Here is a 22748-nt window from a genome sequence, read left to right as displayed (position 1 = left end):
CTGGGTACCCGCACCGGGGCCTTTCCGTGTTCCGGGGCACCCGAAGGCTGCGAATTGTCTAGTTGCTTCTAGTGACTGGGGCGACTCTTGATCTGTGCAACTCAAACGGTTTCCGGGTGTGCCCGTGGGTTAGGCTGAGCCCATGTGTGGAATCGTTGGATATGTGGGTCTGCCCGAGACGCCGGACCGTGAACTCTTTGCCCTGGACTACGTGCTGGAAGGCCTGCGCCGACTGGAATACCGCGGCTATGACTCCGCTGGTATTGCCGTGGTGGCCGATGGCAAGGTCGATTACCGCAAGAAGGCTGGCAAGGTGTCCAGCCTGGACGTGGAGCTGGAAGTCAGCCCGCTGCCGGATGCCATTTTGGGCATTGGCCACACCCGCTGGGCCACACACGGTGGGCCCACGGATTCCAATGCGCACCCGCATGTGGTGGACAACGGCCGCTTGGCTGTGGTGCACAACGGCATCATTGAGAACTTTGCCGAATTGAAGAATGAACTGACCGGCAAGGGTTACAGCTTTGTGTCGGAAACAGACACGGAAGTTGCGGCAACTCTGCTGGGCGACTTCTACAACAAGGAAGCAGGCCGGGATCTCTCCCTGGCCATGCAGCTGGCAGCTCAGCGGCTGGAAGGCGCCTTCACCCTGTTGGCCGTTCACGCCGACCACCCGGACCGCATTGTGGCTGCCCGCTACAACTCTCCGTTGGTCATCGGCCTGGGCCAGGGGGAGAACTTCTTGGGCTCGGATGTTTCCGGTTTCATCCAGCACACCAAGAGCGCCGTGGAGATGGACAACAACCAGATTGTGACCATCACAGCAACGGATTACTCCATCACTGATTTTGACGGCAACCCAGTGGAGGGCAAGCCGTTCGAGGTGACCTGGGACGCGGCTGCTGCAGAGAAGGGTGGCTTCAACTCCTTCATGGAGAAGGAGATCCACGATCAGCCTTCAGCTGTCCACGACACTTTGTTGGGTCGCCTGGATGAAACCGGTCACCTGACCTTGGATGAGCTGCGGATCGACGAATCACTGCTGCGTTCGGTGGACAAGATTGTGGTGATCGCCTGCGGCACGGCTGCTTACGCCGGCCACGTTGCCCGCTACGCCATTGAGCACTGGTGCCGTATCCCCACCGAGGTGGAGTTGGCTCACGAGTTCCGCTACCGGGATCCGATTGTCAACGAAAAGACTTTGGTGGTGGCCCTCTCCCAGTCCGGCGAAACCATGGACACCCTCATGGCCATCCGTCACGCACGGGAACAGGGCGCCAAGGTGATCGCCATCTGCAATACCAACGGTTCTTCAATCCCGCGCGAATCGGATGCCAACCTTTACACCCACGCCGGTCCGGAGATCGCGGTGGCTTCCACCAAGGCATTCCTGGCTCAGATCACTGCGGCCTACTTGCTGGGTCTGTACCTGGCTCAGCTGCGCGGCAACATGTTTGCCGATGAAATCGGTGAGGTGCTGCGTGAATTGCAGGCCATGCCGGAGAAGATCCAGACCGTGATTGACGGTGCGGATGCCATCAAGGCGATGGGCACGGACATGGGTCAGACGGAGTCCGTGCTGTTCCTGGGCCGTCACGTGGGTTACCCCGTGGCCTTGGAAGGCGCGCTCAAGCTCAAAGAGATCGCCTACATCCACGCCGAAGGTTTTGCGGCTGGTGAGTTGAAGCACGGCCCGATTGCGTTGATCGAACCGGGCCAGAAGGTTTTTGTGGTGGTGCCCTCACCGCGCGGCCGCAACTCCCTGCACTCCAAGGTGGTCTCCAACATCCAGGAGATTCGCGCTCGCGGTGCCGAGACCATTGTGATTGCAGAGGAAGGGGATCACGCGGTGGAGGCTTACGCCAACCACGTGATTCGCATTCCGCAGTCACCCACCCTGCTGCAGCCGTTGTTGGCCACGGTGCCTTTACAGATCTTTGCCTGCGCCATGGCCGAGGCCAAGGGGTACGACGTCGATCAGCCCCGTAACTTGGCCAAGTCCGTCACGGTCGAGTGAGTCCGCTGGGCTGCTGAAACTGGTGCGCCACCGTAGCTGTGCTGCGGTGGCGCACTCATGCCAGCTCACGCGGTTGGGATGTCTGCCCCAGGCGATACGCTGACCGCATGATCATTGGTACCGGCATTGACGTGGTGGACATCAACCGGTTTGCCCAGCAGCTGGAGCGCACCCCACGGTTGCGGGAACGGCTGTTCGTGCCATCCGAACGTGAGCTTCCGGTGCAGTCCTTGGCAGCCCGTTTTGCCGCCAAGGAGGCGGCGGCCAAGGCGCTGAAAGCCCCACCCGGGATGATCTGGCAGCACTGCTGGATTGAAAAAACTCAGTGGGGCGCTCCGGTGTTGCGGACCACGGGGACGGTGGCGGCTGAAGCAGCTCAGCAGGGCATTGACCGCTGGCATCTGTCCATGTCTCACGATGGCGGTCTGGCCATGGCTTACGTGGTGGCCGAGGGATTTCCCGTGGACTCCCTGCCGGAGGCGGTACCGGGTGCAGACAGTGCTGAGCCGGCATGATTCCCGCGTGGACCGGTGAGCAGATCCGGGCAGCTGAACAACCACTCCTTGACCAAGGTTCTGGGCCTGCGCTGATGCGCCGTGCCGCGCACGCTCTGAGTGTGGAGTGTGTTCGTTTGCTGCGTGACTCCGGCGGTGTGCCGGGCTCCCGAGTGACCGTGTTGGCGGGGACGGGTAACAACGGGGCAGACGCACTGTGGGCCGCGGTGGAATTACGACGGCGCGGCGCAGCTGTGACTGTTGTTGCAACGGGGGACCACCTCCATGCTGAGGCGGAAGCGGCAGTACGGGCAGCCCGGATTCCCGTCCACCGACTGGCTGACACAGGTGTAGATGCTGCCTTGCAGAGCTGTCTGGCGGCGGCTGTGGTGCTTGACGGAGTGTTGGGCACCGGCGCTCGCGGTGGGCTGCGTGGCGATTTCAAGAAGTTGGTAGAGCGTTTTTCTGCCGCGGTACAAAGCCCAGATGCCACAGATTCAGCGCCACGTCTTCGCGATTCCACCCGCGGTGGTTCATCCGCGGCTCGGCCTGTGGTGGTGGCCGTGGACACCGTGTCCGGTCTGGATCCAAACACCGGTGCTCACAACGGGCACGTCTTGATGGCCAACACCACCGTCACCTTTGGCGGAGCCAAAGCGGGCCACGCCGTACCACCCGGACGCTCGGTCAGCGGACATGTGGTGCCCGTAGAGATCGGCATTGAAGACCATCTGCCAGTGCCACCGGTGATCACATTGCAAGCAACGGATGTGCAGCAATTGTGGCCAACCCCGCGCGCGGATGACCACAAGTACACCCGCGGTGTGCTCGGTGTTGTGGCAGGCAGCCCTGAATATCCGGGAGCAGCGGTGCTGTGCACGCGATCCGCAGTGGCCGCCGGTGCCGGGATGGTGCGCTACCTGGGGGATCAGAACACCCAGACCATGGTGACTCTGACCAGCCCGGAGGTGGTGGCCAGCGCGGATGATCCGGACGTGGTGCACGTGCAAGCGTGGGTGGCAGGCCCCGGTGCCGTTGACGATCAGCAGCGCGGACGGATCGGCACCATCTTGGATCTGGACCAGCCCGCTGTGCTGGATGCCGGGGCACTGGACACCGTGGGCCGGGCCCTGGCCGATCGTGATCTGGCTGCCCACCACATTCTCACCCCGCATGCCGGTGAGCTCGCTGAGCTCCTACGCTGGTGCCAGGCCTGGGGACGGATGGAGGCGGCTCCCTCCCGGCACCGCATTGAAAGTGATCCGTTGACCTGGGCGCGGGCGGCCGCTTCTGCCACGGGAGCCACCGTTGTGCTCAAAGGAGCAGCCACGGTGGTGGCAGGTGCGGGTGGTGGCCCGGCGTTCGTCGTCGGGCACGGTAGTCCGTGGCTTGCCACGGCAGGTTCCGGGGATTGTCTGGCCGGGATTTTGGGAACTTTGGCGGCACATGTGGAGGGACGCGGTGAGGTATTTGCAGAAGGAGTACAGCAGTGGTTGGAGACCGCACCGCTCACCCCATCCGTGAGGGCGCAGTTGCTGGAGCAGTTCCACGGGGAAGGTAGGTGGGCGTTGGTGGCCGCAGTGGGTGTAGGACTGCACGCAACCGCCTCCCGGATTCAGGGGGAGGGCCCGCAACCGTGTCAACCGGAGCATATTCGCGCCGCCCTGACCCGTGAGCCTCGTTTCCCCTGGGCATAAGCAGGGTACTTAGTACCGCGTGCGGGAGGTCGGGCGAGTAAGCTCGAAACCAATGTGGCCATCATGGCCCGAACTGACAGTCGCTGGACAGGAGATTTGATTCGTGACCGAAGTATGGCCAGGAAAGCCCTACCCCCTGGGGGCAACCTACGACGGCGCCGGAACCAACTTTGCCTTGTTCAGCGAGGCTGCCGAGCGCGTGGAGCTGTGTCTGTTTGACGAAGACGACAACGAAACCCGCATTGAGCTGACCGCAGTGGACGGGTACGTGTGGCACTGCTTCCTCCCGGAAATTCAGCCCGGTCAGCGTTATGGCTATCGGGTGCACGGGCCGTGGGACCCCGCCACTGGGCACCGGTGCAATCCCGCCAAATTGCTGCTGGACCCCTACGCCAAAGCTGTGGACGGCTTTGTCCGCGAATGGGGTCAGCCGTTGTTCTCCTACAACTTTGGTGACCCGGATTCCTTCAATGACCAGGACTCGGCGCAGTTGATGATGAAGGGCGTGGTGATCAACCCGTTCTTCGACTGGGAGGGTGACCGCTCCCCGGACCGTGACTACCACAAGTCTGTGATTTATGAGGCTCACGTCAAAGGCTTGACCCAGCTGCACCCGGAGGTCCCGGAGAATCTGCGCGGCACCTACGCCGGTGTGGCCCACCCGGCGGTCATTTCCCATTTGAAGAAGCTGGGGATCACGGCCATTGAACTGATGCCGGTGCACGAATTTGTGCAGGACTCCACGCTGGAAGAAAAAGGGCTGCGTAACTACTGGGGTTACAACACCATCTCTTTCTTTGCCCCACACCACGATTACAGCTCCTCCACCACTCTGGGTGGTCAAGTGCAGGAGTTCAAGGCCATGGTCCGGGCACTGCACCGCGCAGACATTGAGGTGATCCTGGATGTGGTCTACAACCACACCGCGGAGGGCAATCACTTGGGCCCCACACTGTCCATGCGGGGGATCGACAACCAGGCGTACTACCGCCTCACGGAAGACGATCCCCGCTACTACATGGACTACACGGGTACCGGTAACTCTTTGAACGTCCGGCATCCGCATTCGCTGCAGTTGATCATGGATTCACTGCGGTACTGGGTGACCGAGATGCACGTGGATGGTTTCCGCTTTGATTTGGCCTCCACCCTGGCCCGCGAGTTCTACGACGTGGACAAGCTCTCCACCTTCTTTGAACTGGTCCAGCAGGATCCCATTGTTTCCCAGGTCAAACTGATTGCTGAGCCCTGGGATATTGGCCCTGGCGGTTATCAGGTGGGCAATTTCCCGCCGCAGTGGACCGAGTGGAACGGCAAGTACCGGGACGTGCTGCGTGATTTCTGGCGTGGCGAACCCTCCACCTTGGGGGAGTTTGCTTCCCGCATCACGGGTTCCGCCGATCTCTATGAAAACAGCGGCCGCCGCCCGTACGCCTCCATCAACTTTGTCACCGCCCACGATGGCTTCACGCTGCGGGATCTGGTCTCCTACAACGAAAAGCACAATCAGGCCAACGGTGAAGACGGCAACGACGGCGAAGATCACAACCGGTCGTGGAACTGCGGGGTGGAAGGCCCCACCGATGACCCGGAGGTTTTGGCCTGGCGCGCCCGTCAGCAGCGCAATTTCATTGCCACGCTGATGCTCTCCCAGGGCACCCCCATGCTGCTGCACGGCGATGAGCTGGGCCGCAGCCAGGGCGGTAACAACAACACCTACGCCCAGGACAACGAAATCTCCTGGATCAACTGGGAGAACGCCGACACCCCGCTGATGGAGTTCACCGCTGCGCTGATCCATCTTCGGCGTGATCACCCCACCTTCCGGCGTGGACAGTTCTTTGACGGACGCCCCGTGGACATGGGTGAACTCAGCGTGGGCGATCCCATGCCAGACATTGTCTGGCTGGACAAGGACGGCACCCCCATGTCCCCGGGTGACTGGGATGAACCCCTGTCCCGAACGCTGGGCATGTGGCTCAACGGGCATGGCATTGCAGGTGTGGACCGCCGGGGACGCCGCATCAAAGACGTGGACTTCATTGTGTGGTTCAACTCCTCCCCGGAAGATGTTGAAGTCACGGTTCCGCCGGCACCGTATGGCACCAAGTGGGAGGAACTGCTGGACACCGCTGGAGAACACGGCGATGGCTCGGTCCTCACCCATTCGACCACCTTCATGCTGAAGGCAAAGTCCGTGGTGGTGCTACGGCAGTGGGAGGAACCGGAAGAGGACCCGGATGTGTCCGTGGCAGCCTCCGTTGCCGCCTACTCCGCGCAGTCCCAGCCCGACCAGTGACCCCTCACCGTGTCCGCACCCGCCCGCGGGTGCGGACACGGGTCTAGAACCGTGCACAGCACCAGCAACAGGAGTTCTTCACACCGTGCGTATCCCGGCTTCCACTTACCGACTGCAGATCACCCCAGACTTTGCTCTGGACCAGGCTGCCGAACAACTGGAATACCTCCGGGACCTGGGCGTTGACTGGATCTATCTTTCGCCCGTGCTGCAAGCCACGGAGGGTTCACAGCATGGATACGACGTGGTTGACCCCACCGTGATCGACCGCGCTCGCGGAGGCCGGGAGGCTTTTGATCGCCTGTGCAGGGCCGCTCATGAGGTCGGGTTCGGTGTGATCGTGGACGTGGTGCCCAACCATCAGGGTGTGGCTGAGCCACGGCAGAACCCGTGGTGGTGGTCTCTGCTGAAGCAGGGGGCAGCCTCACCGCATGCTGCAGCTTTCGACGTCGACTGGGAGGCGTTTGGCGGCAAGCTCATGATCCCCGTGCTGGGGGACGACTCGGACGACGACGGCGTGGCTCTGCCCGGTCAAGCGGAACAGGCGCTGTCCGATCTGACTGTCCGGGTGGAGGACGGGGAACCGGTCCTGGCGTACTGGGACAACCTGTATCCGCTGGCTGATGGCACCTACACGCTGGATGCCGCGGGTGCAGTGGTGGAAGATGCGGCCACCGTGCATGAGCGCCAGCATTACCGCCTGGTCAACTGGCGCACCGGGGACGCGGCACTGAATTATCGCCGTTTTTTCACCGTGACCACTTTGGCCGGGGTGCAGGTTGAGGACCCTGACGTGCTGGAACGTTCCCACACGGAAATCAAACGATGGTTCGATGACCAGCTGGTGGATGGTCTGCGCATTGATCACCCTGACGGACTGCGGGATCCGGGCCACTACCTGAAAGATCTGCAGGCCATCACGGGTGGCCGGTACGTGCTGATCGAAAAAATCTTGGAGCCCGGGGAAACTCTGCCTCACGAATGGTTGGAGAACGGCTCCACTGCCGGAACAACGGGTTATGACGCCCTGGGCACGGTGGATCGGTTGTTCGTGGACCCGGACGGAGCCTATCCACTGACCACGTTGGACGCTTCCTTACGGCAGGCTTCCACCGCTGCGGGCACGCAGGATGGGAACTGGTTGCGCATGATCCACGGCACTAAACGGGCTGTGGTGGATGGTGCGTTACACGCGGAAGTTGAGCGCCTGGCGCGAGAGGCTGCGGCGGAGCCCGCTCTTGCGGAACTCAGCCACGAGCAGTTGGTGGATGGCCTCAGTGAGATTCTGGCCAACTTTGACGTCTACAGAACTTATCTTCCAGATGGTGTGGAGCACCTTGAGGGTGCACTGCAGCGGGCCATTGCTGCGCGCAGTGATCTGGAGGCAGTGATCACTCAGTTGGGTCCGGTGTTGGGACTGACGGCTTTGGAGACCGATCTGACTCCCGTGGCCCGCCGTTTCCAGCAGACCTCCGGGATGGTCATGGCCAAGGGAGTGGAGGATGCGGCCTTTTACCGCTACTCCCGGTTGACCTCTCTCACGGAAGTTGGGGGAGACCCCTCCATCTTTGCGTTGTCTCCGGATGATGTTCATGCGCACATGCAGCAGCGTCACAGGGAAGAACCTCTGGCCATGACCACGCTGTCCACGCATGACACCAAACGCTCTGAATCCGTCCGCGCCCGCATCTCCGTTCTGGCTGAAGCTGCCAATGACTGGGCATCCACGGTGGCTTACGTGCAGAAACAAGCCGCTGCTGTGGGTGCTGGTCCACTGAGTGACCGCACGCTGGGCAATCTGGTGCTGCAAGCCCTGGCGGGGGCTTGGCCGATTGAGCGCGAGCGCGCAGTGGATTATGCCTTGAAGGCTGCCCGGGAAGCCCAGACCGCCACCGCGTGGGTGGACGGCTCGGAGGAATTTGAACAAGATCTCACGCGGTTTGTGGAGGTGGTCTTGAATGAACCATCTGTGCGTGGAGCTTTTGAGGGTTTTGTTCGCAAGATCGAACAGCCCGGCTACAGCAATGCGCTGGGGCAGAAGTTGGTCCAGCTGACCATGCCCGGTGTTCCGGATGTGTACCAGGGCAGTGAGCTGTGGGCTGCGGCTCTGGTGGATCCGGACAATCGACGCCCGGTGGACTATCACGATCTTGCCCAGCGTTTGGCAGCTGTGGATGCTCGTCGTGATGATCCAAGCATCGCCCGCGCCCATTCTGTCCCCGCCGTTGATGAGTCCGGTGAAGCCAAATTGCTGGTCACTTCCAGGGCGTTGCGCCTGCGCCGGGACCGCTCGGAGCTGTTCACGGAGTACAACCCTGTCCAAGCTCAGGGCAGGGCAGCAGATCATCTGTTCGGCTTTGACCGCGGTGGCGCCATCACACTGGTGACCCGCCTACCCATGGGGTTGGCTCAGGCTGGTGGATGGGGAGAAACCACCGTTGATCTATCGCAAGGCGCATGGGTGGAGGAGCTGACCGGTGGCCGTTTTGAGGGTCGGGTGGAAGTTGCCCAGATCCTGGATCTGCTGCCGGTGGCGTTGCTGCGCAAGGCGTGACCGGCGTCGTCGTTGAATCTGACCGACCAAGAATTGTGGGCCGCCACCGGCCCCACCGATTGTGTGAAGAGTTGATGTGCTCATGACTGACAACCGAACTCATTTGGACCGCTTTGACGTGTTTGCTCCGCATGCCGCGGGGGTCACGGTGCGGATCGATGGCCAGGATTTTGACATGATCCCCGCGGCCCAGCTGGGGGAGCACCATCCGCGCGGCCTGGAACCCAAGCCGCGATACGCCCAGACTGAGCGCGGGGTTGACGGTTGGTGGGCCCTGCCGGATTCGGCTGCGCGGGAGGTGCCCCAGGGTACGGTGCGCTACGGCTACATCCTGTCCAAGACCAAGGACGAAGGCACCGATCACGAGCAGCACCTGACCTCTGAGGTGCTGCCCGATCCCCGTTCACCGCGGCAGCCGCAGGGAGTGCACGATTTCTCCTGCACCTTTGATGCCGGTGAGTTCCAGTGGTCAGACGCGCAGTGGACCGGCAAGCCATTGGAAGGCGCGATTCTCTACGAACTGCACGTGGGCACGTTCACCCCAGCAGGGACGTTTGAGGCCGCCATCGAGCACCTGGACGAGTTGGTGGAGCTGGGAATTGACACCATTGAGCTGCTACCGGTCAACGGTTTCAACGGTCACTACAACTGGGGTTACGACGGCGTGGCCTGGTACACCGTGCAGGAAGAATACGGCGGCCCGCTGGGGTATCAGCGATTTGTGGATGCCTGCCACGCGCGCGGTCTGGCCGTGGTGCAGGACGTGGTCTACAACCACTTGGGGCCCTCGGGAAATTACCTGCCCCAATTCTTGGAAATCTTCACCGCCGGAAATTCCTCCTGGGGCGAGCAGATCAACCTGGATGACTGGGGTTCAGACGGGGTGAGAGACCTGATCTTGGACAACATCCGGATGTGGGTGGAGGACTACCACGTGGACGGTTTCCGGGTGGATGCGGTGCACGCTTTGAAGGACGTACGCGCACGTCACATCCTGCAGGAGATGTCCCAGGTGGCCCATGAGACGGCGGCGCGTGCGGGGCGGTCGTCGTATCTGATCGCCGAATCCGACATGAATGATCCCCGCATGATCCGGCCCGTGGCGCAGGACGGTTTGGGCATGGATGCGCAGTGGTTGGATGACTGGCACCACGCCGCTCACTGGGCGTTGACCGGTGAAGAGCAGGGCTACTACCAGGACTTTGCCGGGCTGAAATCTCTGGCCAAGAGCTACCGCGGCGGCTTCTACCACGACGGTTCCTTCTCCTCCTTCCGCGGCCGTTCGCACGGTCACCCCGTGGACCCCGCCGTGGAGCAGCCTTGGCAGTTCGTCAGCTACATCATGAACCACGACCAAGTGGGCAATCGTGCTGCCGGTGACCGGTTCTCCCAGTTCCTCTCCACGGACCAACAGGTGCTTTCCGCGGCTGTTCTGCTGACTCAGCCGTTCACCCCCATGCTGTTCATGGGGGAGGAATGGGGCGCCTCCACGCCGTGGCCATTCTTCACCTCACACCCCGAGCCCGAACTTGCCGAGGCCGTGCGCAAGGGGCGGATCGGGGAGTTTGCGCGAATGGGGTGGAAAGAGTCGGAGATCGCGGATCCGCAGGACCCGGCCACCTTCACCTCTGCAATTCTCCAGCGCTCAGAACGCGACGACGACGCCCACGCCCGCGTGCACACCGCCTACCGGGAGTTGATCGCTCTGCGGCGTTCCACTCCTGAGCTCACGGAGCAGGATTTCCGCTCCATCCGGGCTGTTGCGGATGAGTCGACCAAGACGTTGGTGCTGTATCGGGGTGAACTGGCTCGCTTGACCCACGGTGTATCCCGTGAGGGGGTCTCCGGTGTGGCCGTGGTGTTCAACTTCTCGGATGCTGAGGCTGAGGTGTCCGTGGAGGTCCCGGTTGAGGCGGAAACGCTCTGGACCAGTGGCCAGGCTGAGCTTTCCAGCGGCGAGTTGGGCGGCGCCGTCGTGACATTGCCGGCCTACGGAACTGCTATCTTGCGAATCTGATGCTCTTCAAATTCCACAAAATTTACGTATGACAAATGTGTCAGCACCATTGATGCGTTAGAGCTCAACAAGACCAGGCGTGAGTCGGGTTGGCATACTCGGTAGAGTTACTGTCTGAACGCGATCGCCGGCGAGCTGGCAGGTGTTGAGGCGCTAGAAGCGATTTCCGTTTCACCTCATGTACTAATGATGGGAGTTGCGATATGAGCGATGAATTCACCGATCCATGGCCTAGCGCCGGGCGGTACTCCACAGAACTTCTTCTTGGCCATAAGGTGCGATTGCGTGCGCTTGAGGAGCGAGACCTTGATGACCTCACAGCCTGGTGGAACGACCCGAAGTGGATGGCGTATCAGGCTGCCACAGTCATGCCGGCTCCCTATTCATCCCAAGTCGATATGTTCCGAAAGTGGAGCGAGAATAGCACCTCTAGTTCTGTCGGGTTCTCCATTGAGAATACTGTGACCGGAGAGCTCGTTGGGCATCTGACGTTGTGGGGAATCGATCCGATCGTGCGGGCGGCGACGCTGGGCATCATCATCGGCAGCCCGCACATAGGACAAGGTTTCGGCGCCGATGCAATATCTGTGTTGAAACGCTACGCCTTCGACGAACTGGCGCTGAACAAGATCGAGCTAGCCGTCTGGGAATTCAACGTTCGTGCTCTCCGAACATACCAACGAGCAGGCTTCGTTGTGGAAGGCCGTAGACGTGCGGCTGCCTTCCACGACGGAAGATACTGGGATCAAGTCCAGATGGGGATCCTCAGTTCTGAATATCTGGAGACTCGTTGATTTGAACCTTGCGCCCGTCATGGTCCATGACCCGCAGAGAGCACCAAAAGCTCTCCTCTGGGAATCAAGAGTCCATGCGTCGCTAGTCCAGTCGCGCATTTCCCGGATGTAGTCGCCATCCGATGGGACCTGAGCCATGGCTACCTGGACTTGCCGGAAGCGCCCCCGGTGGGCTTGTACCTCCAGTAGGTGCCGAAGGTGCTCGCCGATGTTTCGATTGTGGTGACTTGCTTGCGCTTTGAGGGCATCGCGCAGCTCCACAGTGACTTTGATCGTCTTTAACTCATACCAAAAGTATGACCGTGCGGATCATGTGTGTCCACGGTTGGTGTGCCCTGATGGAACTGTGGGCCCTGGCAGACTGGCCGGTATGGAGCCCTTCAGCAGACTGCCGGTGCGGCGCGTTCAGGAAGATGCAGAGGCGCCGATGGACCGGGGCGTCTGGCCCGCCACCGTGGGAGCCGTGCGGCACATTCTGGACTGCGGTCTGGAACTTGGGCCGGCCACGGTGTTCGTCGGAGAGAACGGGGCGGGTAAATCCACAATTGTGGAAGCCTTGGCCGCTGCTTTCGGGCTGAACCCGGAGGGCGGCACGCACTCTGCACTGCACACAACACGTGCTTCAGAATCCGAGCTGGTGAATCACCTACAGATGGTGCGTGGCGTGGGTGCCTCAAAACGCGGGGTCTTCCTACGGGCTGAGGCCATGCACAGCCACTTTACCTACTTGGAGGAGATTCGACTGGGTGGACTCCACGAGCGCAGCCATGGGGAAGCATTCCTGGACTACGTGGAGCAGCGCTCACGAATCGCTGGCTTTTGGGTTCTGGATGAGCCCGAGTCGGCACTGTCCCTGTCCGGGTGTCTTGCGTTACTTGACCAACTGACCCAGCTGGTGGCCAGAGGCTCGCAGGTGGTGCTTTCAACTCACTCACCGATTCTTGCCGCACTGCCGGGAGCCGACTTGATGGAAGTGGGGCCGTGGGGGCTACGCCAACGGTCCTACGATGACCTAGACCTGGTGCGCGGCTGGCGGATGTTCCTGAACGAACCACACCAATTCCTCCAGATGCTGGGTTCGTCCAGCTCTTAGCGAGATTGGTCCGGAGTGTCTGCCCAAGTTCTGGCGAACCAGGCGGGCCGGGTGTGTAATAGAAGGCATGTTGATTTACGGAGAGAGCACACGCTGGACGCCGGCGGAAGACCGTTACGAGCACATGCCGTACCGCGCACTGGGGGATTCCGGGCTCAAACTGCCTGCGATCTCCTTGGGGCTGTGGCACAACTTTGGGGATGACACCCCGTTGCAGACCCAGAAAGAGATTCTGCGCAAGGCCTTCGACCTGGGTGTCACCCACTTTGACCTGGCCAACAACTACGGTCCGCCCAATGGGTCGGCGGAGTTGAACTTCGGTCGCATTCTGCGCGAGGACTTTGCAGGGCTGCGTGAAGAACTCGTGATCTCTTCCAAGGCCGGCTGGGACATGTGGCCGGGGCCTTACGGATTTGGTGGGTCACGTAAGTACCTGGTGGATTCCCTGGACCAGTCTTTGGAGCGTATGGGCCTGGACCGTGTGGACATTTTCTACCACCACCGGCCCGATCCGGAGACCCCGCTGGAGGAAACCATGCGGGCGCTGGACCACATTGTGCGTTCCGGGCGTGCCAACTATGTGGGCATCTCCTCCTACAGCGCAGATCTGACGGCACGCGCCCAGCAGATCATGCGGGGACTAGGGACCCCGCTGGTGATTCACCAGCCGTCATACTCCATGCTCAACCGGTGGATTGAGACGCCGTCGTCGGACTCCATGGGGCCGTCGCACGGCCGCAATCTGGTGCAAACCCTGACTGACCAGGGAATGGGCTCCATTGTGTTCACCCCACTGGCTCAGGGCATGCTCACAGACAAGTACCTGAATGGTGTGCCGGAGGGCTCGCGCGCGGCAGCGTCCAAGTCCCTGAACCCCGATTGGCTGACCGAGCAGAACATTGAACACATCCGTGAACTGAACCGGATCGCGGAAGGTCGCGGGCAGTCCTTGGCGCAAATGGCCATTGCCTGGACGTTGCGTGAGCAAGACGGCGGTCAGGTGACCTCCGCCCTGGTGGGGGCTTCCAAAGCCTCGCAGATTGAGGACAGCGTGGCGGCTGTGCGCAACTTGGAGTTCACGGAAGCCGAGTTGGCCACGATTGACGAACTCGCGGTGGATGCTGGAGTCAACATCTGGGCCAAGGCCACGGAATCCACGGACTGACACCACACCCGGATGACGAACCCTCACGCCACTCGGCGATCAGCCCGTGATGGCCGAGTGGCGTGAGGGTTCGCTGCCGCTCAGAGCCGTGCGTGGCGCAGAATGTAGCGAGTCATGGGGGCGTAGGCATGAGGCGGGACGTTGTCGTCCAGCGGTACCACCACGTCAATCAGTCCTTGGGCTTGGCCCACAAACACCGCCGGGTCATTGCAATCTCCCACCGCGATCACGCGATAGCCGCGTGTTCCGGCGGCACCTGCCATTCCGTGGTCCGTGACGATCAGATCGGGTAGGGGCTGCGCTGGATCAGCGGCGTGGGCGGCCTCCAATTGGTCCAGCGCCAACTCCATGGGTTCCGGCCGATGCGTGTGACGCAAACCCCCGTACTGCTCCACCATCACAATGTCCCCAACGGCCCTGACATCCCCCGTGTCCCAAGGGATTCCGCCGGTCACAGTCAACACGTGAGCGCCTGCTTGCCGTGCGGCTGCGGCCATGGGTCCGTACACAGCCGGCATGGCGGCCGGATGCGCGGTGGCAAACAGAACGTTCCCACCCGCACGAACAACCTCAGAAAAAACCTGTGCATAGCGCTCCAGCGCATCCACGCACGACTGGGCGCTGATGGTGTCCTGGCCGTGTTCATGAGCCGGATCAGGGTTGATTCCCACTGCGGCCACCATGAGCTGGAATACGGACTCCCACGTGTCCGCAGGCTCCGGGGTGATGCCCATGTACTGGTGTTCGGAGGAAGCCAGGAAGTCGTGAATATTGGCCAGATTGGCCTCTCTGGGGGTGGCCACGTGCCCGGTGATCCGGGTGCTGTCCAGGTGCTCCATCAGCAGGTCGCGGGTCATGGGTGCACTGTGGTGAAGGGCTGAGGGCGTTGAGTGGGCTGCGTTGGGTTCAGTCACCCCTCCACTCTAGGGTGACGGGCGCGCAGGTCCGCATAGAGTTGTACGTGCGCGCGGGCGTTGGCGGACCACGAAAATCTCTGCGCCCGGCCTGCTGCAGCCTTGCCTCGCCGTTCCCGCTCTTCCGGATCTGCCGCGACCTCCGCCAGGGTCTTGGCCCAAGCGGCGGCTGAGCGCTCGGGCACCAACCACCCGGTCTCCCCGTCCACCACGGCATGGCGCAATCCATCCACATCCGTGGCCACCACCGGCGTCCCACACGCCTGCGCTTCCAGGGCCACCAAACCAAAAGTCTCCGACGACGACGGCGCCGCCACCACATCCGAGTTCCGGAACCTCTGCGCCAACTCGCCCACGGATATGGACCCCACCAGCTTCACCACATCCTCCAGGTGCCCATCCCGGATGCTGGATTCCAGGTCGGCTGTGAATTGCTGCGGCCCCACACCGGCAATCCACACCTGTGGCGCCAATTCCGGTCTGTCTTGGCGTAGGGCGTGGACTGCGCTGATCAGGATGTGCGGGCCTTTGAGCGCTTGCAACCGTCCGGCAAATCCGATGGTGAATGATTGTTCTTCTGGGGCCGGAGAGGGAGCCACCCCTGGCTCACCGGGTTCGGGCGCCGGGTGGAAAACGGTAGTGTCCACACCCGGGGCAATCACCTTGACCGTTTCCGGCGCTGCCCCGTACAGCTCGATCAGAGCCCGAGCCTCCGTGTCCGTATTGACCACAATGCCCGCAGCTTCTTGGAGGACCGTACGTTCAGCATCCGCCCGCAGCTGCGGCTCAGGGGCCTCGTCAACACCAGCACGTTGGTTCTTGGCCAGCGCCGTCGTGTGAAATGTGGCCACCGCAGGAACGTCCCAGTCTTGTGCCAGCATCAGCGCCACGACGGCGGAAAGCCAGTAGTGTCCGTGCACCACATCCGGAGTTTCCTGGCCGATGTCCCGGTAGGCCGCCTGCACGGTGTTGGCGATCAGCCCCAGATGTTCGGGAAGCTCATTTTTGGTGGCGTCCACGGTTTGCGGCAGCGTAATTTCCAGCAAGTGAAGGTGGTTGCCCAGCTCGGACCAGGTCCACAGGCTCTGCGGTGCGGTTTCATGTGGATGCTCTGCACGGCGCCACAGAGTCACCAAATCCACTCGGTGCCCCAACTTCACCAACGCATCTGCCAGCTGGCGGACGTACACGTTCATTCCTCCGGCGTCCCCTTGGCCGGGCTGTATGAGGGGCGAGGTGTGCACACTCAGCAGGGCAATGTGCAGCCGCCCTGGGGGCTGAGTGGAGATGTGTAGCGCAGTGGTCACGCCACCACGGTACGTGGTGGTGGTTGAACTCAACTTTGGACGTGGGGAATGCGCTTCAGCAGCCGCAAAAACGCATTTGCCGTGTTCAGAGTTCAGGGCCGGACTCGCGGACCGGCGCTGAGCCCACTGTCCACCAGTGCCACAATGGGAGCGTGACCTCAGAAAGCCAACCACCTCTAAACCGCGTACGCCGCCCAGAACGGTCCGCCGTGATTGATCTGGCTGCCATCCGGCACAATGTCCGGCATTTGAAGAGCTTGGCTGCACCGGCCCAGCTCATGGCGGTGGTCAAAGCGGATGCCTACGGTCACGGTGCGGTGCCGGTGGCACGGGCGGCGGTGGAGGCTGGGGCAGATTTTCTGGGTGTGGCGCATGTGTCCGAGGGCTTGGAGTTGCGCCAGGCCGGGATCACCGCACCCGTGGTGGCTTGGCTGCACACCGTCACTACGGACTTTGCAGCGGCCATCCACCAGGACATCCAGTTGGGCGTCTCAGGCTGGGAACTGGAGGAAATCGCTCAGGCTGCCGCTGGGATGGGACGCACCGCCGCGCTTCACCTCAAAGTGGACACCGGCCTGGGCCGCAACGGGTACACCATGGCGGATTGGCCAGCCGTGTTGCGCACGGCGGTTGTGGCGGTGGAGGCGGGGGCGATCGACGTCGTGGGAATCATGACGCACCTGGGTGCTGCCGATGATCCTGCCGCCCCCGAAAATGACCAACAGCTGAGCACCTTTCGCCAGGCTGTGAGCATGGCTCGTGAGGCGGGGCTGAATCCACGGCTTCTGCACGCAGCCAACACCCCCGGCACCTTTGACGCGCAAGAGATGGACGATCCCGCAGCCATGCTGTGTGACCTGGTCCGCGTGGGGATCGGCGTGTATGGGATTTCTCCCTTTGTGGACCGTTCCGCGCACGATCTGGGTCTGATCCCCGCCATGACCCTGCGCACCACGGTGAGCAACGTCAAGGACGTTCCCGCTGGTCAGGGAGTTTCCTACGGCTTCAACTATCGAACTGAGCGGCCCACCACCTTGGCGCTGATTCCGCTGGGTTACGCGGACGGTGTTCCCCGGATCGGCACTGGTGGCCCCGTCCAGATCCAGGGGGTCACCTATGCCGAAGTGGGCCGGGTGGCCATGGATCAGATGGTGGTGGACTTGGGCGCACCCGGTCTGGCGGCGAACTCGCAGAACGGGCTGGTGGGGGCGGAAGCTGTCCTGTTCGGTGCGGATGAGAATCCCTCCGTGCGCCTGTGGTCGCAGGCCGCGCAGACCATTGACTATGAGATTGTCACCCGAATCTCCCCTCGCGTCCCGCGCGAATACGTGGACACCGGCCGCGATCATGCGCCCGACGCCGACGCCGACGCCGACGCCGCCCGTGAGCCCGTCTGGTCCCTGACTTTCCATCCGGAGTCTGCTGTTGCCACCCAGCGTGTGGCCCAACACCTGGCGGCGCACCTGAAACCCGGCGACTTGGTCATCCTGTCCGGAGAACTCGGTGCGGGGAAAACCACGTTCACCCAGGGGTTGGGTGCTGGCTTGGGAGTCCGGGAGGGCATCATTTCCCCAACCTTTGTGCTGGCCCGTCAGCACCCCAATGATCCTGCCGGTTCCAACCCGGGGGGACCCATGCTGGTCCATGTTGATGCTTATCGGCTGGCCACCCTGGCAGAGGTGGATGACATTGATCTGGAGCAAACACTGCCCAGCTCCGTCACCGTGGTGGAGTGGGGGCATGGCAAGGTGGAACACCTCACTGATTCCCGGTTGGAAATCACCATCGACCGTGCAGTGGGCGGAAAAGCGCAGCACGCCGGGGTTCTTGACGCCATGGCTGCGGGTGCCAACCTGGCTTCCGTTGTGGCAGAGCTTCAGGCCGAACCGGATGCCGAGGAGTCTGATGCGGACGGAGATGAGCCACGCAGAATGATCATTCGTGCTTTTGGCCCGCGCTGGGCCAACGCACCGTTGACTGACCTGACTGACCTGAGCTGCGGAAGGGCTGAACCCGGTGTCCAATAAACGCAACAAAAACGCCAGACGCGGGCGCAAGATGTCTGACCAGCAGCGCGCCCGGCAACAACAGCTGCGCGAACAAACCAGTTCCGGAGCGGCCCCAGCCGGCGCAGAAACAGGTCCAACCGGTTCAGGAGCGGGCAGCGGAAACAGCGTGCAGGACGCCCGTCAGCGAGCCACGTCCCGATCAGCACATTCGGAAAGCCGGCCCACTGACTCCCAGCAGGCCGTGCGGCCGGGATTGTTTCCGCCCAGTCGGCGTCCACCCAGGGACCCCAACCGAAAGCCCTGGGAGGTCTACGCCTGCATGATCATGGCGGTCCTGATTGTGTTTCTGGTCCCGGACTGGCGAGATCCCGAAAACCCGTGGCCCAGGTGGTTCTACGTTGCGCCACTGGCCTTTGGTGTGCTCGGAGCGTTGTTCGCCCTGCTGGACAAGCGTCGTCGTTTGGCGTGGGGATCGGCAGGGCTGGGATTGGTGTTGTTCGTGGGGCTGATCTCTGTGATCGCCCTGACAGGCTCTGCCTGAGCAGCTAGTCTCGGTGCACGTACTGGGCACAGCCCGGTAGATGCTGCGGGCGGGAGGGCAACGGTGTGCTGAAGCACTATGACCAACCTGAACCGCGCCGGGAATGTCCCGTGCTGACGCTGCTGTGCATGATCGCGGCCTTTGTCTCCTTGTTCGTGTTGATTGACTGGTCCGGAACCAGCACGGCCCGCCCGGCTTGGTTGATGATGCTGCCTTCGGCCTTCGGTGTGTTGGGCGCATTGGCAGCGGGACGCCAGGGTTTTGCCGGTTGGGCCATCATTTCCGTGGCGTGGGGAGTGGGCCTGGTGCCCGTATTGATCCTGGTGCTCACGGTCCTCCGGACTCCCTGACTGACTCTGTACCGGTGCTGCCCTAGACGTGCTACTGGGGCTCACGGGGCACTGCTCTCAACCGCCGCAGCTCCCACCGCCGCAGTGCAGGCGCTGCGTTCCATTGCACGCTCTAAGTCCATTGACACCCTTCAGCACCCAACGCAGGCTCTAGACTGAGCGGGTGCTTGTGCTGTGTATGGATTCCTCCGCTGCCGCCTCCGTGGCTGTGGTTGACACGGATACCCCCGTCACCAATGACGCCCCCCGTGTTCTGGCTCAGTGGGAAACTGCTGACACCCGCTCCCACGCAGAAGTCCTGGCTCCGGCCGTGGAGTCCGTCCTGGCCGCGGCTGATCTGCAGGCCACCGACTTGGATGGTGTTCTGGTGGGAACCGGCCCGGGGCCATTCACCGGCCTGCGCGCCGGTTTGGCCACGGCCCGCACCCTTGGGTACGCGTGGAAGCTGCCGGTGTACGGCATGTGCAGCTTGGAAGCAATAGCGCATGACGTTGCCGTGCTACCTACCGCTGCGCGTCCGGCGGAGTTTGTGGTGGCCACGGATGCACGACGCCGCGAGGTTTACTGGGCTGTTTACCGGACCACCCAGCGGGATGCGGAATCAGGTAATCCCGTTGGTAAGTACCTGATGGGTGGTGCCCGTGCCACGGTGGTGCAGGGGCCGTCCGTGGGTCCGGCCGCCGATTTGCCCGCCTTGCCTGTCTACGGGCGTGGTGCCGGGCTTTACACGGAAGAGTTGGCGGGTGCTGTCCTGGCTCCCATTCCCGGGGCAAGACTGGCCGCCCCTCCCACGCAATGGCAGCCCACGGCGGCGTCGCTGGGACTGGCTGCGGGCGACGTCGTCAACAGTGGTGGGGTGTTGAGCACGAACACCACGCCGCTGTACTTGCGTGAATCGGATGCCAAGGTGCCGGGCCCGCGTAAAAAGGCCACCTCGTGAAGCCAGGGGCACCGGAATGGAATCTGCGGGCGGCCACGGTGGCAGATGTGGCGACCATTGAGACTTTGGAACAACAACTGTTCCCGGAGGATGCCTGGTCCCTGGAGATGATTCTGTCCGAAATCACTCACCCCACGCGCAGCTATTGGGTGGCTGAGGCACACGGCCAGGTGATGGGCTACGCCGGGGTGATGGTGGTGGCGGACACCGCGGATGTGCAGAACATTGCGGTGGCTCCGGAGCATGAAGGGCAGGGTGTGGGGACGGCGCTGCTGACCACACTGCACCGGGAAGCCAAGGAGCGCGGTGCGCGGGAGGTGCTGTTGGAGGTACGCGTGGACAACCACCGGGCGCAGGCGCTGTATCAGCGGTTCGGCTACGTGGCTCTGACGGTGCGGCCCAGGTACTACCCCGGCGGAGCGGACGCTTTGATCATGCGCGCTGAACTGGCCCTGGCCACCCCGTCCACGACCACCGATCTGACCAGCCACATGGGCGTGGGCTCCGGCACTGAAACTCAGGACACCACTCATGACCACTGAAACCATCCCGTCCGTGTCCGCACCTTTGGTCTTGGGGATTGAAACCTCCTGTGATGAAACCGGTGTGGGAATTGTGTGCGGCCGCCAACTTTTGGCCAACACGGTCTCCTCCTCCATGGAGGAACACGTGCGTTTTGGCGGGGTCATTCCAGAGATTGCATCCCGTGCCCATGTGGAAGCCTTTGTGCCCACGCTCCACCAGGCCCTGGAAACGGCCGGGGTCACCCTGGATGAAGTGGATGCCATTGCAGTCACGGCTGGTCCCGGGCTGGCCGGTGCCCTGATGGTGGGGGTTTCCGCAGCCAAGGCGCTGGCTTTGGCCAGCGGCAAACCCCTGTACGGAATCAATCACCTGGTGGCGCACGTGTCCGTGGGGCTGCTGGAACACAGCGGCGCGGACATTGCCCGGGAATTGATCGACGACGACGGCGAGCTGGTGCCCGGTCTGGGTGCTGTGCTGGTTTCAGGTGGGCACACCGAAATCTTGCGTGTGGGAGATGTGGCGGACGACGTCGCGTTGTTGGGCGCCACCATTGATGACGCTGCTGGTGAGGCTTACGACAAAGTGGCACGGCTGTTGGGTTTGAGTTATCCGGGTGGGCCTGCCATTGACCAAGCTGCTTCATCCGGTGATCCCCTTACTTTCCGGTTCCCGCGGGGTTTGTCCAACGCCAAGTACATGGGTTCAGCGGAAGCTCCCGGCAAGCACCGGTACGACTTTTCCTTCTCCGGGCTCAAGACTGCGGTGGCCCGGGTGGTCGAGGCTTATGAGGCAGCGGGGGAAGGAGTACCCGTGGCGGACATTGCGGCATCCTTTCAGGAAGCTGTGGTGGATGTGATCACCCGGAAGGCTGTTCTGGCTGCCACGGAGAACAACATCACCACGCTGCTGCTGGGTGGGGGAGTGGCGGCCAATTCACGGTTGCGTGAACTGCTGGAGCAACGATGCTCCGAGCGCGGCATCCGTCTGGTGGTGCCACCCCTGTCCTTGTGCACGGACAACGGGGCAATGGTGGCAGCCCTGGGCGCCAGGTTGGTGTCCCGGGGAGTAGGGGCGTCGTCGTTGGGGTTCGCTGCCGATCCTGGCTTGCCGGTGACTGCGGTGACCGTGGGCTGACAGCGGCTCACCAGCCCTGACTGTGTTGTCAGAGCCGCGTTTTAACGTGTTTGAGTGAGCACCACATCCATACCTGCCGCCGACCACAGACCAGCGTCCTGGTGGGGGCGTCTTCCCGCGTGGCTTTTGCGGGCCTTGGGTACGGTTCTGGCTCCAGTGGCTACATTTTGGATCGGCCGAATGGACAGCTTGTGGCCACCCTCTGTGGCAATGCTCCTGGCCATTGCAGTATTCGTACTAGGAGCCACCAGCGTTGTTCTACTGGAAATTCGTAGCCGTTTGGACGCACGTGAATCCAAGAACCGCCACCAACAATTAGAGGCATCGCATCAGGAACGCATGCAGTCCCAGGAGGGATTGGTTGATCGGCTGGGCGAAAGTGTTGGTGAGGTGGTCAACCGTATCGGAGCAGTCATGGTGCAGCCCGAGCCTGAACGCCGCTCGCAGTTCAAGGTCATCAATGAGTTGATTGCACGCAACCTTCTGGGCGTCTTGGCAACACGCCACGTGAGCGGCCGTGTGGTGCTTTACAGGCTCGACTCAACCTTGGCTCTGGAAGCCGTGGTCTCCAGCGGCCGCTTGGACCAGCCGCGCCGTTTTGAGCCAGATACCCCGCGATGGTTTGCGGTCAAGGAATTCTTGCTCAGCGGACAGCCGTTGATCTGCAACGATGTCAACAACCCATCTGAGCGACCGGAACATTGGAACGGAACGGCATCAGGGTACGAAGCATTTGTGGCCTGCCCCGTTGTCATTGACGATGAAGCATTCGGGATGCTGACCTTTGATGTGCCCCAGACTGGCTCGCTGGACAGAAACGATGCCAATGCGCTGGTCATTTTTGCTGGCCTGGCTGCTTGTGCAGCCAACCTGGTCCAAGACAGTTAGACTCAGGAAC

Annotated in this window: 18 protein-coding genes; 16 read left to right on the top strand and 2 right to left on the bottom strand. The window is 62.2% G+C overall.

Features of this window, described 5'->3' with window-relative positions:
* Nucleotides 1–142 precede the first annotated feature (142 nt).
* The 9 genes from glmS (at nucleotide 143) to mgrA (ending at nucleotide 14130) form a co-directional block, all read left to right on the top strand.
* The gene (gene glmS, locus Q4G32_RS01080) at nucleotides 143–2017 is read left to right on the top strand and encodes a glutamine--fructose-6-phosphate transaminase (isomerizing) (protein WP_303348600.1); all 1875 of its coding nucleotides are present in this window, start codon (nucleotides 143–145) and stop codon (nucleotides 2015–2017) included.
* 107 nt (nucleotides 2018–2124) lie between these two features.
* On the top strand, nucleotides 2125–2532 hold the full coding sequence (locus Q4G32_RS01075; RefSeq protein WP_303348598.1) for a holo-ACP synthase: 408 nt from the start codon (nucleotides 2125–2127) through the stop codon (nucleotides 2530–2532).
* Entirely contained in the window at nucleotides 2529–4208 is a 1680-nt protein-coding gene (locus Q4G32_RS01070) for a bifunctional ADP-dependent NAD(P)H-hydrate dehydratase/NAD(P)H-hydrate epimerase (RefSeq protein WP_303348597.1), read from the top strand. The genes Q4G32_RS01075 and Q4G32_RS01070 overlap by 4 nt, the downstream gene beginning before the upstream one ends.
* Nucleotides 4209–4311: 103 nt before the next feature.
* Nucleotides 4312–6507 carry a glycogen debranching protein GlgX gene (glgX, locus tag Q4G32_RS01065; RefSeq protein ID WP_303348595.1) on the top strand — a complete coding sequence of 732 codons (2196 nt, stop codon included), beginning with the start codon at nucleotides 4312–4314 and terminating at the stop codon, nucleotides 6505–6507.
* Between the two features lie 85 nt (nucleotides 6508–6592).
* Complete coding sequence (gene treY, locus Q4G32_RS01060; protein WP_303348594.1) at nucleotides 6593–9061, top strand: malto-oligosyltrehalose synthase; 2469 nt, start codon at nucleotides 6593–6595, stop codon at nucleotides 9059–9061.
* 82 nt (nucleotides 9062–9143) lie between these two features.
* Complete coding sequence (gene treZ, locus Q4G32_RS01055; RefSeq protein ID WP_303348593.1) at nucleotides 9144–11078, top strand: malto-oligosyltrehalose trehalohydrolase; 1935 nt, start codon at nucleotides 9144–9146, stop codon at nucleotides 11076–11078.
* 203 nt (nucleotides 11079–11281) lie between these two features.
* Entirely contained in the window at nucleotides 11282–11872 is a 591-nt protein-coding gene (locus Q4G32_RS01050) for a GNAT family N-acetyltransferase (RefSeq protein WP_303348592.1), read from the top strand.
* Between the two features lie 370 nt (nucleotides 11873–12242).
* Entirely contained in the window at nucleotides 12243–12965 is a 723-nt protein-coding gene (locus Q4G32_RS01045; RefSeq protein WP_303348590.1) for an AAA family ATPase, read from the top strand.
* A 67-nt stretch (nucleotides 12966–13032) separates the two neighbouring features.
* The gene (gene mgrA, locus Q4G32_RS01040) at nucleotides 13033–14130 is read left to right on the top strand and encodes an L-glyceraldehyde 3-phosphate reductase (protein WP_303348589.1); all 1098 of its coding nucleotides are present in this window, start codon (nucleotides 13033–13035) and stop codon (nucleotides 14128–14130) included.
* Nucleotides 14131–14210: 80 nt separating this feature from the next.
* On the opposite strand, the gene Q4G32_RS01035 is transcribed toward mgrA, so the two are convergent.
* Both Q4G32_RS01035 and Q4G32_RS01030 read right to left on the bottom strand, forming a co-directional pair.
* A complete protein-coding gene (locus tag Q4G32_RS01035) occupies nucleotides 14211–15044 on the bottom strand; it encodes a phosphatase (RefSeq protein WP_303348588.1) in 834 nt (277 codons plus the stop codon).
* Nucleotides 15041–16351 (bottom strand): glycosyltransferase, encoded by a 1311-nt coding sequence (locus Q4G32_RS01030; RefSeq protein WP_303348587.1) that lies wholly within the window; start codon nucleotides 16349–16351, stop codon nucleotides 15041–15043. The genes Q4G32_RS01035 and Q4G32_RS01030 overlap by 4 nt, the downstream gene beginning before the upstream one ends.
* A 152-nt stretch (nucleotides 16352–16503) precedes the next feature.
* Between Q4G32_RS01030 and alr the strand changes: the two genes are divergently transcribed.
* From alr to Q4G32_RS00995, 7 genes are all read left to right on the top strand, one after another.
* Nucleotides 16504–18378: an alanine racemase gene (gene alr, locus Q4G32_RS01025; protein ID WP_303348586.1), complete on the top strand. Its 1875-nt coding sequence runs from the start codon at nucleotides 16504–16506 to the stop codon at nucleotides 18376–18378.
* Nucleotides 18368–18901, top strand: a complete 534-nt coding sequence (locus tag Q4G32_RS01020; RefSeq protein WP_303348584.1) for a hypothetical protein — start codon at nucleotides 18368–18370, stop codon at nucleotides 18899–18901. The genes alr and Q4G32_RS01020 overlap by 11 nt, the downstream gene beginning before the upstream one ends.
* A gap of 65 nt (nucleotides 18902–18966) precedes the next feature.
* On the top strand, nucleotides 18967–19251 hold the full coding sequence (locus Q4G32_RS01015) for a hypothetical protein (RefSeq protein ID WP_303348582.1): 285 nt from the start codon (nucleotides 18967–18969) through the stop codon (nucleotides 19249–19251).
* A gap of 178 nt (nucleotides 19252–19429) precedes the next feature.
* Complete coding sequence (tsaB, locus tag Q4G32_RS01010) at nucleotides 19430–20191, top strand: tRNA (adenosine(37)-N6)-threonylcarbamoyltransferase complex dimerization subunit type 1 TsaB (protein WP_303348580.1); 762 nt, start codon at nucleotides 19430–19432, stop codon at nucleotides 20189–20191.
* Nucleotides 20188–20733, top strand: coding sequence for a ribosomal protein S18-alanine N-acetyltransferase (gene rimI / locus Q4G32_RS01005; RefSeq protein ID WP_303348578.1), 546 nt, complete (start codon nucleotides 20188–20190; stop codon nucleotides 20731–20733). Before tsaB ends, rimI begins: the two co-directional genes overlap by 4 nt.
* Nucleotides 20723–21850 carry a tRNA (adenosine(37)-N6)-threonylcarbamoyltransferase complex transferase subunit TsaD gene (gene tsaD, locus Q4G32_RS01000; protein WP_303348575.1) on the top strand — a complete coding sequence of 376 codons (1128 nt, stop codon included), beginning with the start codon at nucleotides 20723–20725 and terminating at the stop codon, nucleotides 21848–21850. Before rimI ends, tsaD begins: the two co-directional genes overlap by 11 nt.
* Before the next feature lie 54 nt (nucleotides 21851–21904).
* A complete protein-coding gene (locus Q4G32_RS00995; protein ID WP_303348573.1) occupies nucleotides 21905–22738 on the top strand; it encodes a GAF domain-containing protein in 834 nt (277 codons plus the stop codon).
* Nucleotides 22739–22748 lie beyond the last annotated feature (10 nt).

It is taken from the genome of Kocuria sp. (assembly GCF_030538595.1).
GTDB lineage: Bacteria > Actinomycetota > Actinomycetes > Actinomycetales > Micrococcaceae > Kocuria.
This window is presented reverse-complemented; position numbering and strand designations above follow the sequence as displayed.